This window comes from Streptomyces sp. NPDC050658 (assembly GCF_044457025.1).
In the GTDB taxonomy this organism is placed as follows: domain Bacteria; phylum Actinomycetota; class Actinomycetes; order Streptomycetales; family Streptomycetaceae; genus Streptomyces.
This window is the reverse complement of record NZ_JBITGM010000007.1, coordinates 357,828-371,749: the sequence shown is the minus strand read 5'-3', so window position 1 is coordinate 371,749 and position 13,922 is coordinate 357,828. Positions and strand designations below refer to the sequence as shown.

Below are 13,922 nucleotides of genomic sequence, written 5' to 3'. Positions count from 1 at the left end.
GATCATCCCTCGGAGAACACCCCGATCCCGTTCGGCACCGGACGTTCCGCGCCACCACTGGGATTGTTGCGTACGGTGACCGATTCGGCGCCCGGTGCCCTGGCGACCAGGGTGCTGGAGGAGACCAGGGTGGACGAGCCACCGCCGTCCAGGCTGAAGCCGTCCTCCGCGCCCAACCCGGCCAGGGTGCCCGCCACTTCGGCGATCGTCAGGCCGGTGCGGAACTCGGGGGAGCCGTCCAGGGACAGCAGCAGCAGGCGGCGGCCGTCGTCGGAGATCCCGGCGGCGGTCCGCACCGCCGAGGTCAGCGGGTCGAGGCCGGGCAGCGGGGCGCCGCCGCGCAGCACCGGGTAGCCGCCGAGCGCGAAGCGGAACGGCACGGGGGACTCGGCCGCGACCAGGCGGTGCCGGACGAACACCGGGTCGCCGACCGACAGTTTGCGCAGCTGCTGCGCGCCCGCCTCGCGGCCCACCAGGACGGTGGTGCCGCGGGCGATGGGCCCGCCGCCGGGCGCGGCGGCCGACTCCACGACCCGCCCGTGACGCACCGTCACCTCATGGACGTCCGTGCTGCACGGCGCACCCCGGTTGGTGTCCGTGCCACAGGTGGAGCGCAGCCGCGACACGCTGCCCCAGTCGCTGGTGAACGCGCCGACGGAACCCACTGGCAGCGCGTACTGATTGAGCCCGCCGAGCGGCAACCGGGTCTCGGCGGTGCGTACTTCACCGTCCAGACGCAGGCTGTCGAGCCGGGCCCGGCGGTCGAAGCCCACGCCGAGCACGGCCTGCGTCGTCACGCCGGGCGGCATCGCGGGTCCGAAGCGCTGACCGTTCGGCACCGCGCCCTTGAGGGCGTGGCCGCGGGCGATCGCCGGGCCCACGGGCGCGCCGGTGGCCTCGACGCCCGGATGCTGGGTCTCGCTGATGTTGAAGAAGTCGCCGTTGATCCCGCCGACCGCGCCGGCCCCGTCGGCGAGCGCCGAGACCGCGGAACGGGCGCCCACCTTGCCCGGATAGAGCAGGTCGACGCCGGTGCGCGGATCGCTCAGGTCGACGTCGAGGAGATGCGCGCGGGCCATGCCGTGCGACGCCGCGATGTCGAACTGCCGGTATGTCACACCCGGCGCGACCTGCACGGGGTCCGTCCGCCCGGTGCCCGGGACGGCGCCGGCCGGTGCCGCTCCCAGCAGAGCCGCACCGGCCAGCGTGCCCAAAGCCGTCAGTAGCGAGAGCGCCGCTCTCGCCGTCCTGAACCGTCTCGTGAAGTGCCTGTGCCGTGTCGCCACTGCGCCCCCTGATGTCTCCGGCCTGGCCAACTGCCCCAGTGTGCGGGGCGGTTGGGGAGTTCACCAGATGGCGGTTGTGACCGGTTGCCGGGCCGGTGGCTAGCCGCCGACCAGCCGGGAACGGATGAGGAAACGCACGCCCTCAGGTGCTTCCAGGGAGAATCCGCTGCCCCTGCCGGGTACGACGTCGACGATGAGCCGGGTGTGGCTCCACACCTCGTGCTGGCTCCTCGACATCCAGAACGTCACCGGTTCGGCCACGCCGTCCACGTCCAGCGAGGCGAGGCGTATGTCGGAGTCGCCGGTGCGGAACTCGCCCTCGGGGTAGCACATGGGGGCGCTGCCGTCGCAGCAGCCGCCGGACTGATGGAACATCAGGGGGCCGTGCGCCGCCCGCAGTCGCCGCACCAGATCGGCGGCCGCCGGGGTCAGTTCCACGCGCGGGGGCTCGGTCATGGCTGCCGCCCTTCCTGGGTCGACGGGCCGCCGTCGAGGCGGTGCTCCAGTCAAGCACGGTCGAGGTTGCGAGGACGTTGCGAGCGCGGACCGGGGGCCGACCGGAGTGCCGCCGCGGGATGCCTCACCAGACCAGGACGGCCCGTACCGTCTTGCCGCGCCGCCCCGTGCCGACGACTTCGAGGCGCGCGGCGAGATGCCGCACCATCGCCAGACCGCGCCCGCCCTCGCGCTCGGCGTCCGCCGTGAGCAGGCGCGGCCGGACCGGGCTTGCGTCGTGCACTTCGACGGTCACCCGGTCGTCGGAGACGACCAGACGCAGCCGGCAGGGGCTGCGGCCGTGCTGGGTGGCGTTGGTGACGAGTTCCGACACGATCAGTGTGGCGTCGTCGACCCGCTCGGCGTCGACCTTCGTCACATGGCGGTGCGGCCGGGTGAGGAAGACGGACGTCAACTTGCGTGCCCGGCCCGCCGAAGCGGGTTCACGGGCCAGGGCGAACTCGGCGCGTGCGGTGTGCCGATGGGCGCGCGGGTGCGCACGCATGGCGACTCACTTCCCCTCCTGGGACATGCCGGTGTACTCGCGGATCCCCGCCCACCGGGGCCACAGCACGTCGTGTGCGGGCCGGTCCTGCCCCCCACTGATTCCCGCAGCGGGTGATCGCCAACCAGGTGGGTTCAGGGAATGCGCGCCACCGCCGCGTAGATCCCGCTGCCTTCCGGCTCCGGCCGGTCTGCGCCCTTGAACCACTCCGGGGCCGTCACCAGGCCGGGCTCGACGAGTTTGAGGCCGTCGAAGAAGCGGCCGACGCCGGCGCGAGTGCGGAATCCCAGCCGGATGCCGCCCTTGGCGTACTCGGCCGTCACCTGCTCGGCCAGCTCCGGGTAGATGTCGGAGGCCGCGTGCGAGAGGACCAGATGGCTGCCGGAGGGGAGCGCGTCCACCAGGGTGCGCACAATGCCGTACGGGTCCTGGTCGTCGGGCAGGAAGTGCATGAGCGCGATCAGCGAGAGGGCGACCGGGCGCTCGAAGTCGAGGAGTCCACGGGCGTGTTCGAGGATCTCCAGAGGATCGCGGACGTCGGCCTGGATGTAGTCGGTCATCCCCTCGGGCCTGCTGACCAGCAGGGCCTCCGCGTGGCGCAGCACGATGGGGTCGTTGTCGGTGTAGACGACCCGCGCGGACGGCACGATGCGCTGGACGATCTGGTGCAGGTTCGGCTCGGTGGGGATGCCGGTGCCGATGTCGAGGAACTGGTCCACGCCCTGGGCGGCGAGCCAGGCCGTCGCGCGGTGCATGAAGGCGCGGTTCTGCCGGGCGGCGTCCTTCGACTCGGGCGGCAGCTTCTCGCCGACCGCCTCGTCGACGGGGTAGTTGTCCTTGCCGCCGAGCAGCCAGTCGTAGACACGCGCGGGGTGCGGCTTGCTGGTGTCGATGATCGGCCTGGGCGCGTCTGCGGTCATGGCGTACTCCGTTGCGGCTGAATGACGCTGGTGGCCGCAGTCTGCCACAGCAACTCGACCATGGTCACAGGGACGTTGGGATCTCCAACCGTGCAGGTCCGGGCGGTGACAGAGGGGCGTCCCGGCCACCACGAAGCGTGGCGGACGGGACGCCAAAGGATCCGTGCGGTGCGTCGGATCAGCGGCCGAGGCCGATGCGGTGCACCTGGTCCTGGCCCTCGGGTCCGGTGCCCGACTTGTCGACCGCGTAGGCGGTGTCGCCGGTGATCTGGACGTGGTTGGGGTTGGCGCCGGTGGTCAGCGTCTCGACGACAGCGCCTGCGCGGGGGTCGACGACAGTGAGGGTGCCGGGGGTCCGGTTGGCGACCAGGACGTTGCCCGAGCGGCGGTCGGCGGCGACGGAGAGCGCGCCCGCGCCCGTCGGGACGCTCTTGGTGACAGCGCCCGCGCGCAGGTCGACGACGGAGAGGGCACCGGCGGCCTGGTCGGCGGTGTAGGCGGTGCGGCCGTCCTTGGACAGCGCCACGGAGATCGGCCCGTCGCCCACCGGGATGAACCGGGGAGTCCGGCTTTTCGCCGTGATCTCGATGAGGCGGTCGTTCTTCAGGTCGGTCGCGTACGCGGTGCCGGTCCGCTCGTTCACCGTGAGTCCTGCCGGGCTCGCGCCCTCGACCGTCACGCGCTTCTTCTCTTTGTACGTACGGGTGTCGAAGGCGACGACACTGCCGTCGCCGAAGCCGCTCGCCCAGGCCAGGTCGTGCTTCTCGTCGACGACGACCTCACGCGCGTGGTTCACGCCCGGCAGCGAGGCGAGGTGCTCGCCGGTGCGCTGGCTGTAGACGGCGACGGAGTTGTCGCGGGTGTTCGTCGTCCACACGGTGTTGTGCTCGTCGTCGACGGCGACTCCGTAGACGGCCTCCACGGCACCGGTCCCCGCGTCGGTGACCGGCGGCGTGTACGTCGCCTCGATCTTCAGGGTTCTCGGGTCGACCTTCACCAGGCTGGAGGTGGTGACCGGCGGCCGGCCCACCGCCGAGGTCGCCCACAGCACGTTGTTCCGCTCGGAGTACGCGGACTGGTACAGGCCCTTCACGAGCGGCGCGGAATCGACGGTCGAGCCGGCCGGGCGGGACGTGTCACCGGCGTCCGCTTTGGCGTTCGCGGTCGCGGGCAGCGCGAGCGCGCTGCCGGCGGCAAGGGCCACGGCTACCGCGGCGGTACGGCGGATACGGCGGGTGAGTGAGGTCATGCTGCGTCAATCTCCTTGACAGAGGCACCTCTGTGAGAGGCGATCGCTCATCAACTTAGCTTAGCCTCACCTAACTAAACTCGGCTTTCCGGTGTGGCGCGCGCCACAACTGCCGGGAGCGGCGGCCGTGTTGGTGCCAGGGGTGCCCGCCACGCCGACGGGGCGACGCCCGGAAACCAGTCACACGCCCCACAGGTGGGCCATGCCGATCGCGCCAATCGCCCCGTCGCCTCGACCGCCCCAGCCGCACAAAGCGCCTCGCGCGTCCACGGGCGAAGGTCGGCACGCTCTCCCGGAATGCCATTGTCCGCCGTACCCACGGCATTACCACAGAGGATTTTCGGAAATATGGAACAGAGAAGTCCGATCGCCGGGCGCGTGGCGCGTTCGTGACGGTTATTCGACACCATTGAGTCAAATGACGCTGGTGGTTGATTTTCAGATATGGCAGAGTCTTCAAGTAAGTGGCCGAGCGAGCCGATGGATTGAGATCCGGCTGGCCGTCCGGCCGCACAAGGGACCATCCGTGAGGCGCGGGGGAGAAGTCGGCTCATGAACTTGGTGGACCGTGATGAAGAATATTCGATCATGGACGGCATGCTCGCCGCCACGATGGCGGGGCATGGCGGAGTGCTATTGGTGAGTGGCGCGGTGGCAAGCGGGAAAACCGCGCTGCTGCGCGCGTTCGGCGCCCGAGCGAGCGCCGAAGGCGCACTGTTTCTGCAGGCCACGGCGTCCGACGCGGAGAGCGATCTGCCCCTGGGCGTGATGGGGCAGCTATTGCTCGGTGCCGGCCTCTCGGGCCCCGACGCCGAGCGCGCGGCCCGCCTCGTCGACATTGTGGCGGTGGCCGCGCAGATACGACGGGCCGAGGGAGTCCTGCCCGCCGTCGCCATGAATGAGATTCCCAAGCTCTGCGGGATAGTCCTGGAACAGGCCAGGGAAAGGCCGGTGGTCCTCAGTATCGACGACGTCCACCATGCCGACAGCCAGTCGATGGAATGTGTGCTCTACCTCGCCCGCCGACTCGACACCAGCCGCATTCTGGTGGTCCTCGGCGAGAACAGCGGATTTCTGGCCGGAAATACGCGATTACATGCCGACCTGCTCCGCCTGCCGGGCTGCCGCAATATCAGGCTCGGACCACTCGAGCGGCAAGGAGTGGCCGAAATGATCTCCGCGTCCGGCGCGGACGGGCGGGGAACGCGCAAACTCGCCGCCGCCCTGCACCGGACGGGCGGCGGCAATCCGCTGCTGACCCGAGCCCTGATCGACGACCACCGCGCCGCCGAAGCAGCCGACGGCGACGCCGATCCGGTCCCCGGCGAGGCGTTCGCCCAGGCCGTGGCCACCGGCCTCTACCGCAGCGCCCTCGCCACCCGGCGCATCGCATGGGCACTGGCGGTGGCCGGCCCCGACGTGCGCCTCGCCGAACTGGTGGAAGTCCTGGGGACCAGCCGCGAGGCGGTGCACGCCGGGCTGCGCGCCCTGAACGACGCCGGGCTCCTGGACGCGGGCTGGTTCCGGCACGAAGCGGGCCGCGCCGCGGTGCTGCGCAGCATGGAAGCCGACGACCGCGCCCGACTCGAGGCCCGCGTGGCCCAAGTGCTGCACGAGCACGGCGAGGCGGCGACCGTCGTCGTACGGCACCTGATCGCGGCCGAGCCCATCGACGCGCCCTGGGCCCTCGGCACCCTCCTCGAAGCCGCCGAACGTGCCCTCGCCGACGACGAGGTCGCACTCGCCCTCACCTGTCTGCGCACCGCCCGCGACACCTGCACCGACGCCCGGCAGTCGGTGCTCATCCAGGCCGCGCTGACCCGGGCAGGCTGGCGCGTCAACCCGTCCACCGTCGCCCGGCACCTGCCCGAACTCACCGTCGCCGCCGCCGAAGGACGCCTCGGCGACCGCGGCATCGTCGAACTCGTCGGCCACCTCCTCTGGTTCGGCCAGGCGGAACCGGCCCTCGACCTGCTCGGCGCCGCCGAACGGCACGGCACCGGCACCGCGGGCACCGCCGGCTCCCACGGCTCCGGGCAGCAGCCCGAGAGCCGGACACCCGGCCGCTTCGACTGCGTACGCCGATGGATGGCGTACGAATATCCGGGACTCAGCGGTCAGCGACAGCGCCGAGCCGGCACCCCGGACGTGACCGGGCCCGGAGCCGCGCAGGTCCGCAGCCCCCATCAACGCGCCTCGTCCCTGATGAAGGCGGTCGTCGACGGCTCCGGGGACGACGTGGTCGTCGGGGCGGAGCAGATCCTGCAGAGCACCCGCCTCGACGACGGCACACTGCCCGCCGTGATCGTCGCCCTGGACTCCCTGGTGCTCGCCGACCGGCTCGACATCGCCGCCCACTGGTGCGAGACCCTGTGCAAGGAGGCCACCGAACGCCGCGCCCCCATGTGGCAGGGCCTGCTCGCCGCGGCCAAGGCCCGCATCGAGCTGCGGCTCGGGGCGCTCGGTGCGGCGGAGGAGTCCGCGCGCCGCGCGATCACCCTCGTACCGCCCGAGGGCTGGGGCGTGGCCGTCGCATCGCCGATCGCCACGTCCGTCAGCACCAACACCGTCATGGGACGGCTCGACGCGGCCACCGCCCAACTGGGCATCCCCGTACCGGAAGCGGCGTTCCACACCCCCTACGGACTGCTCTACCTCCGGGCGCGCGGGCACTACTACCTCGCCGCCGGACGCCCCTACGCGGCACTCGACGACTTCCACACCTGCGGCGACCTCATGACCCGCTGGGGGCTCGACCTGCCCGCGCTCGTCCCCTGGCGGACCGACGCGGCCGAGGCGCAGCTGCGGCTCGGCGACGAGGCCCGCGCACGCACCCTCGCCAAGGAGCAACTGGCCCTGGCCGGACCCCGGTCCGCCGGGCACGCCTGGGCGCGCGGCATCTCGCTGCGGGTCCTCGCCAGCACCCTCCACCCCCGGCACCGGCCGCCGCTGCTCGTCGAGGCCATCGAACTGCTGCGGGAGCGCGGCCACCGCCTGGAGCTGGCCCGCGCCACGGACGAACTGGCCCGCGCCCACCGCGAGTTCGGCGACGGCACACAGGCGCGCACGCTGGCCCGCAAGGCACAGCAACTGGGCCGCGAGTGCGGCGTACCGCTGCCCAAGGCCCCGCCCGCCGACCCGGCGCACTCCGTTCCGCACGAGCGGCCCTGGACCGCCGGATCCGCCCGGCGCAAGACCGACGAACTCAGCGACGCGGAACTGCGCGTGGCGACGCTCGCCGCCCGCGGCCACACCAACCGGCAGATCGCCGACAAGCTCTACATCACCGTCAGCACCGTCGAACAGCATCTGACGCGCGCCTACCGCAAGCTCGCCGTCCAGCGCCGCGCGGACCTGGCGGCGAAACTCGGCCCGCTGCCGGTCCCCGTACCGGTACCCGGCGGCAACGGACACGAGGAACACAGCGGCCGAGCGGAACAGGAGGCGGGCACGGCGCGCGACCGGCTTCGCGTGGTGTAGGGGGCGGGGGAGACGCGGGGCGCGGCGCGGGACGGTGACCACGGCCGGCATCTCCTCTCCGAGGTCTCACGGGGCCGGTGCGGTGCCGGCGGATGCCTCCGTTTCTACGCGGCGGACGGTCACAGGACGGTCCGAAAGCCCGCGACCCGGCGGTACCCTCTGCGTACCCGGGGTGGGTGCCGAACGAGGAGCACCCGGGGTGGGTGTCGAGACCAGGAGCGCGTCGGCGGGGGGCCGTCACCGGAGCTGTGACCGGTGTGTGACGTGGGATCGGGCAACGTGGTGCCGCATGATCAGCACCAGCCGGGCCGTCCCGCGCCGCACCGCCCCCCACGCCGTCACGCGCCGTGCGAGGGGTGGGCGATGAGGGTACTGGTGGTCGAGGACCATGCCGAGCTCGCGCATTCGGTGGCGCGCGTGCTCCGCCGCGAGGGCATGGCCGTCGACGTCGTCTACGACGGCTCCGACGCACTGGAACGTACGACGGTCGTCGAGTACGACGTGGTCGTGCTCGACCGGGACCTGCCGGGAGTCCACGGCGACCAGGTCTGCACCGCGCTCGCCAACCAGCCGGTGCACGCCCGCGTCCTGATGCTCACCGCGTCGGGCACCATCGCGCACCGCGTGGAGGGCTTCAGCCTCGGCGCCGACGACTACCTCCCCAAGCCCTTCGCGTACGCCGAACTCGTCGCCCGCATCCGTGCGCTCGCCCGGCGCTCCCAACCCGCGCTGCCACCGGTCCTCGTCCAGGGCGACCTGCGGCTCGACCCGGCCCAGCGGATCGCGTCGCGCGCCGGGGTGCGCCTCGCGCTGACCCCCAAGGAATTCGCCGTACTGGAGTATCTGCTCGCCGCGCAGGGCCGGGTGGTGTCCGCCGAGGAACTCCTCGAACGGGTGTGGGACGAGGCCGCCGACCCGTTCACCACCACCGTCAAGGCGACCATCAACCGGCTGCGGCCCAAACTCGGCAACCCACCCGTGATCGAGACCGTTCCCCGGGGCGGCTACCGGATTTGAGGGTCCCATGCGTCTGCCCGCGCGCCTCGCCGGCTTCCCGGCACTCGTCCGCCGTCTGCTGCCCCGCCGGGTACGGGTCCGCCTGACGCTCCTGTACGGAGTGCTGTTCGTCGTGTCGGGCGTGGTCCTGCTCGCCATCACCAACCTGCTCGTCGCCCGCTCACCGGCCAACCTCGTCCTGGTCAAGGACCGGGGCGGCGAACCCGTCCTCTCGCCGGGCGCCGACGGGCGCCTCTACCTCGGCTACCCGGACGCCAGCGAGACCGTCCAGCTCAACGACATCACCCAGCAACTGCGGGACCAGGCACTGCGCCAGCACGAGGTCGAGATGGACCACCTCCTGGTCCAGTCCGGCATCGCCATGGCGATCATGGCGGTCATCGCGATAGCGCTCGGCTGGCTCGTCGCCGGACGGGTCCTCAGGCCGCTGCGCACGATGACCGGCAGCATCCAGCGCATCTCGGCCCGGAACATGCACGAGCGGCTCGCCGTCGTCGGGCCCGCCGACGAACTCAAGGACCTCGCCGACACCGTGGACGGACTGCTCGGCCGCCTGGAGACCGCACTCGACTCCCACAAACGCTTCGTCGCCAACGCCGCCCACGAACTGCGCACGCCCCTCACGCTGGAGCACGCACTCCTGGAGGAGTCCCTCATCGACCGGGACGCCACCAGGGAGTCGTTCCGCTCCAACTTCGAACGGCTCCTGGAGATCAGCAAACAGCAGGCACGCCTCCTGGAGTCGCTGCTCACCCTCTCCAGCAGCGAACGCGGCCTCGACCACCGCGAACCGCTCGACCTCGCGGAGATCGCCGAGGAGGTCGTGCACGGCTCACGCCCGGAGGCCGACCGGCGCGGGCTGCGCTTGCGGAGCACCTTCGGGCACGCCACGACATCGGGCGACTCGGCGCTCGTCCAGCGCCTGGTCGCCAACCTCCTCGACAACGCGATGGGTTACAACGTCGCCAAGGGCGGCCTCGTGGAGATCACCACCCGCACCGCCGACGGCCGCGCCGTCGTCTCCGTCACCAACACCGGCCCAGAAGTGCCCGCCGAGCAGGTGGAGCGGCTCTTCGAACCCTTCCAGCGGCTGGGCCGCACCGCAGGCGACGGCCACCACGGGCTCGGCCTCTCCATCGTCCGCGCCATCGCCACCGCCCACGGCGCCGAGATCGCCGCCCACGCCCGGCCGGGCGGCGGCCTCACCGTGGACGTCACCTTCCCGCCCCGCACCGACCAGCGACGACCGGTCCCGGAGCCGACCGGGGTATCCCATAGGGGTGAATAGGGGTTTTCAGCCCTAGATCAATTCTGCTAGTGAGGGGTACCCGCCCGGAAAGCCCGTTGTTAGGGTGAGCGTGTTCGGTCGCGGGATGCCGTTCCCATTCAGGACAAGAACGGAATCGGCCGAATATCTGAGCCAACTGGTCCCTGGAGCGCGCGTCGCAGTTCAGTCACGGCCACATTCCCTGGATACGACGCCGATCCTGACCGGCGTTCGTGCGCGCACAGGTGACAACTGAGCAGTAGGGGGAGTTGAGTTGGCAGTACCTGGGCACGCGCCGATCGACCGACTGATGGTCGTCGAGGTCGAGACGGGATCGCTTTCGACGGCCGATTCACCGCGCATCTCGGGAGTGGACCAGGAACACGTGGAATCCCTCGCGGTGGTGCAGAGCCCCTTGCCACCCATCACCGTGCACCGAGCGACCATGCGCGTCATCGACGGCCTGCACCGATTACGGGCGGCCGAACTCCGAGGACAACGAAAGATCGCGGTGCGGTTCTTCGACGGGGACGCGGCCGACGCGTTCGTCCTCGCCGTCGAATCCAATGTCACCCACGGACTTCCGCTGACGACGGCGGACCGGAAACGTGCCGCCGGACGCATCATCGCCTCCCACCCCCAGTGGTCGGACCGGATGATCGCCTCGGTCAGCGGAATCGCCCCCGGCACCGTCGCCGAGATCCGTAGACGGGCCCCGGCCGATCCGTCCGCCGACGGCGGCAGGATCGGCCACGACGGCCGGGTACGCCCGGTCAACGGCACGGAGGGACGCCGCGTCGCCAGCGAACTCATCGCCGAGAACCCCCAGTTGTCGCTGCGTCAGATCGCCCGCGTCGCGGCCATCTCCCCGGAGACCGTGCGCGACGTACGCAACCGGATGATGCGCGGCGAGGACCCGCTGTCCCGGCGCGGCAAACAGACGAAGCGCGAGACACTCATCGCCGCCCCACGCGCCGGCGGCCCCACCGCCGTGCCCGACCGGGACACCGGCCAGGACCGCGCGGCCGTGCTCAAGCGACTCAACGCCGACCCGGCCCTGAGGTTCAGCGAGACCGGCCGCACCCTGCTGCGGCTGCTCAACATCCACACCATCAGCGCGGAGGAATGGGACGAGATCATCGACAAGGCCCCGCCGCACTGCGGGCGCATCGTGGCCTACCTGGCGGGCGAATGCGCCGAGATGTGGGCCGACGTCGCACTCCGGGTCCAGCGCAAGGTCGCCGAGACGGCATAGACCGCCGGGCAGACACGGGCCGACACGGGCCGCCGATACGGCAGCCGATACGGCACAGGGCGTCCAAGTGAGCAGACTGCCTGGTTGGACGCCGTGCCCGCCCGCCCCGTAAACACCGAACAATTCCACCGGCGGAACCACCCTGCCCAATTGCAGGCCGGACGTTGACCAATTGCACGCCCGGCACTGCCACATTGCGGGCCTGTTTGACGGGAATTCCGAACGGTATCGTCCTGCGGGCGAGCCGATGACCAAAGACAATCGCCACACCCAAATGACCCTGCATTGAAGAGAGTTCTGCACCGAAATGCCGAGGCAGGAGGAATCCGTCGAGTGTTGATCACCCAAGGCCCAGGTGGACCCACCGTCGGAGGGCCGCAATCCGGATCCCAGAGGCAGCAGCTCCGGCCAGGAACAGTGCGCCGGGCCATGACCTATGTGAAATCACATAAGCCGGCCCTCGCCTTTCTGCTGATCACCACGGTGGTGGATTCCCTCATCATCGTGTCGACACCCCTGCTCCTCAAGAAGATCATCGACGACGGAATACTCAAGGACGACATGGGCGTCATCACCGCGATCGCCCTGATCGTCGCCGGACTCGCCGTCGTCGACGCCCTCACCCAACTCGTGCAGAGCTACTTCTCCGGACGCATCGGCCAGGGCATCAGCCACGACCTGCGCGTCGAGGCCTTCAAACACGTACAGCGCCAGCCCATGGCCTTCTTCACCCGAACCCAGACCGGACTCCTCGCCAGCCGCCTCAACGGCGACGTGATGCTGGCCCAACAAGCCCTCACCACACTCCTGATGTCCGCGACCAGCGTGCTCACCGTGCTCCTGGTGCTCGCCGAGATGTTCTACCTCTCCTGGATCATCAGTCTGATCGCCGTCGCCATGCTGCCGCTCTTCATCGTGCCCGGCATCTACGTGGGACGGCGCCTCCAGCACTACTCACGCGCCCAGATGCAGGCCAACGGCGAACTCGGCGGCATCATCAACGAACGCTTCAACGTCGGCGGAGCCATGCTCGCCAAGCTCTTCGGCCGACCCCGCGAAGAGGCCGAGGCCTTCGAGAACCGGGCAGGCGAAGTCCGCCAGGTCGGCGTCATCTGGACCGTCTACAGCAGGCTCTCCTTCATCTTCATGGCACTCCTCGCCTCCCTCGCGACCGCCCTCGTCTACGGCGTCGGCGGCGGCCTGGTCCTCCACGACGTCTTCCGCATCGGCACACTCGTCGCACTCGCCGCACTCCTCGGCCGGCTCTACGGACCCATCACCCAGCTGTCGAGCCTCCAGTCCAACGCACTGACCGCCATGGTCAGCTTCGACCGGATCTTCGAGGTGCTCGACCTCAAGCCGCTCATCGAGGAACACCCCGACGCGACAGCCCTCGCCGCACCGGGCGAAGGACCCGCCCCCGAGATCGAGTTCGACCAGGTGTCCTTCCGCTACCCGCGCGCCAGCGAGGTGTCCCTCGCCTCCCTGGAATCCAACTCCCTGTCCGCCGCCGAACGCGCCAAGGAGACACCACAGGTGCTGCACGGCATGAGCTTCCGCGTACCGTCCGGCAAGCTCACCGCACTGGTCGGCCCCTCGGGCGGCGGCAAGACCACCACCACCCACCTGGTCTCCCGCCTCTACGACCCCACCGCGGGCAGCGTCCGCATCGACGGCCACGACCTGCGCGACGTCACACTCGACTCCCTGCGCCAAGTGGTCGGCGTCGTCAGCCAGGACGCGCACTTCTACCACGACACCATTCGCGTGAACCTCTCCTACGCACGCCCCGACGCCACCCAGCACGACCTCCTCGAAGCCTGCGACGCGGCCCAGATCGGCGACCTGATCCGCTCCCTGCCCAGCGGCCTCGACACGGTCGTCGGCGACCGCGGCTACCGCCTCTCCGGCGGCGAGAAACAACGCCTCGCCCTCGCCCGGCTCCTCCTCAAGGCCCCCTCGATCGTGGTGCTCGACGAAGCCACCGCACACCTGGACTCCGAGTCCGAGGCGGCCATCCAGCGAGCACTCACCACGGCACTGCGCGACCGCACATCCCTGGTGATCGCCCACCGCCTGTCCACGATCCGCGAGGCGGACCAGATCCTCGTCATCGACGAAGGCCGCGTCCAGGAAAGCGGCACACACGAGGAACTCCTCCTGGCAGGAGGCCTCTACGCCGAGCTCTACCACACCCAGTTCAGCCGCCCCAGCACCAACGGAGCGGCCCCGGACCGCCACAAGGAACCGGAACCGGCACTGCACGGACCGATCCTCGGCGGCGGCCCAGGTCCGGGCGCCGGCCACGGTCCCGGTCCCGTTCTGGGGGGCGGCGGACCGGTCCTGGGCGGCGGACCTCCTCCACCCGCAGGAGGCGGCGCCGAGTACATCCTGCGCCGCGGCGGACCCGAACCGGACGAGCACTGAGCAACCGCGAGAAGCCTGAAG

The 13,922-nt window shown here is 70.7% G+C and carries 10 protein-coding genes; 5 read left to right on the top strand and 5 right to left on the bottom strand.

Features of this window, described 5'->3' with window-relative positions; translation table 11 throughout:
* Positions 1-2: 2 nt before the first annotated feature.
* From ACIBKX_RS25545 to ACIBKX_RS25525, 5 genes are all read right to left on the bottom strand, one after another.
* The gene (locus ACIBKX_RS25545; RefSeq protein ID WP_363273230.1) at positions 3-1,214 is read right to left on the bottom strand and encodes a phosphodiester glycosidase family protein; all 1,212 of its coding nucleotides are present in this window, start codon (positions 1,212-1,214) and stop codon (positions 3-5) included.
* Between the two features lie 171 nt (positions 1,215-1,385).
* Positions 1,386-1,742 carry a DUF779 domain-containing protein gene (locus ACIBKX_RS25540; RefSeq protein ID WP_363273228.1) on the bottom strand — a complete coding sequence of 119 codons (357 nt, stop codon included), beginning with the start codon at positions 1,740-1,742 and terminating at the stop codon, positions 1,386-1,388.
* A gap of 124 nt (positions 1,743-1,866) precedes the next feature.
* Complete coding sequence (locus ACIBKX_RS25535; RefSeq protein WP_363273227.1) at positions 1,867-2,286, bottom strand: ATP-binding protein; 420 nt, start codon at positions 2,284-2,286, stop codon at positions 1,867-1,869.
* Positions 2,287-2,420: 134 nt separating this feature from the next.
* Positions 2,421-3,206 carry an SAM-dependent methyltransferase gene (locus ACIBKX_RS25530; RefSeq protein WP_363273226.1) on the bottom strand — a complete coding sequence of 262 codons (786 nt, stop codon included), beginning with the start codon at positions 3,204-3,206 and terminating at the stop codon, positions 2,421-2,423.
* Between the two features lie 178 nt (positions 3,207-3,384).
* Positions 3,385-4,455: a YncE family protein gene (locus ACIBKX_RS25525; protein ID WP_363273225.1), complete on the bottom strand. Its 1,071-nt coding sequence runs from the start codon at positions 4,453-4,455 to the stop codon at positions 3,385-3,387.
* A 552-nt stretch (positions 4,456-5,007) separates the two neighbouring features.
* On the opposite strand from ACIBKX_RS25525, the gene ACIBKX_RS25520 reads away from it, so the two are divergent.
* The 5 genes from ACIBKX_RS25520 (at position 5,008) to ACIBKX_RS25500 (ending at position 13,901) form a co-directional block, all read left to right on the top strand.
* Entirely contained in the window at positions 5,008-7,935 is a 2,928-nt protein-coding gene (locus ACIBKX_RS25520) for an AAA family ATPase (protein ID WP_363273224.1), read from the top strand.
* A gap of 363 nt (positions 7,936-8,298) precedes the next feature.
* Complete coding sequence (locus ACIBKX_RS25515) at positions 8,299-8,952, top strand: response regulator transcription factor (RefSeq protein ID WP_363273223.1); 654 nt, start codon at positions 8,299-8,301, stop codon at positions 8,950-8,952.
* Positions 8,953-8,959: 7 nt separating this feature from the next.
* Positions 8,960-10,240: an ATP-binding protein gene (locus ACIBKX_RS25510; protein ID WP_363273222.1), complete on the top strand. Its 1,281-nt coding sequence runs from the start codon at positions 8,960-8,962 to the stop codon at positions 10,238-10,240.
* 253 nt (positions 10,241-10,493) lie between these two features.
* Positions 10,494-11,474, top strand: coding sequence for a ParB/RepB/Spo0J family partition protein (locus ACIBKX_RS25505; RefSeq protein ID WP_363273221.1), 981 nt, complete (start codon positions 10,494-10,496; stop codon positions 11,472-11,474).
* A gap of 429 nt (positions 11,475-11,903) precedes the next feature.
* Positions 11,904-13,901 carry an ABC transporter ATP-binding protein gene (locus tag ACIBKX_RS25500; RefSeq protein WP_363273220.1) on the top strand — a complete coding sequence of 666 codons (1,998 nt, stop codon included), beginning with the start codon at positions 11,904-11,906 and terminating at the stop codon, positions 13,899-13,901.
* Positions 13,902-13,922: the final 21 nt, after the last annotated feature.

Excerpts from the sequence above, each read along its gene's own strand:
- ACIBKX_RS25520 (WP_363273224.1), top strand. The coding sequence starts at position 5,008 with ATGAACTTGGTGGACCGTGATGAAGAATATTCGATCATGGACGGCATG.
- ACIBKX_RS25525 (WP_363273225.1), bottom strand. The coding sequence starts at position 4,455 with ATGACCTCACTCACCCGCCGTATCCGCCGTACCGCCGCGGTAGCCGTG.
- ACIBKX_RS25515 (WP_363273223.1), top strand. The coding sequence starts at position 8,299 with ATGAGGGTACTGGTGGTCGAGGACCATGCCGAGCTCGCGCATTCGGTG.
- ACIBKX_RS25510 (WP_363273222.1), top strand. The coding sequence starts at position 8,960 with ATGCGTCTGCCCGCGCGCCTCGCCGGCTTCCCGGCACTCGTCCGCCGT.
- ACIBKX_RS25530 (WP_363273226.1), bottom strand. The coding sequence starts at position 3,206 with ATGACCGCAGACGCGCCCAGGCCGATCATCGACACCAGCAAGCCGCAC.
- ACIBKX_RS25540 (WP_363273228.1), bottom strand. The coding sequence starts at position 1,742 with ATGACCGAGCCCCCGCGCGTGGAACTGACCCCGGCGGCCGCCGATCTG.
- ACIBKX_RS25500 (WP_363273220.1), top strand. The coding sequence starts at position 11,904 with ATGACCTATGTGAAATCACATAAGCCGGCCCTCGCCTTTCTGCTGATC.
- ACIBKX_RS25535 (WP_363273227.1), bottom strand. The coding sequence starts at position 2,286 with ATGCGTGCGCACCCGCGCGCCCATCGGCACACCGCACGCGCCGAGTTC.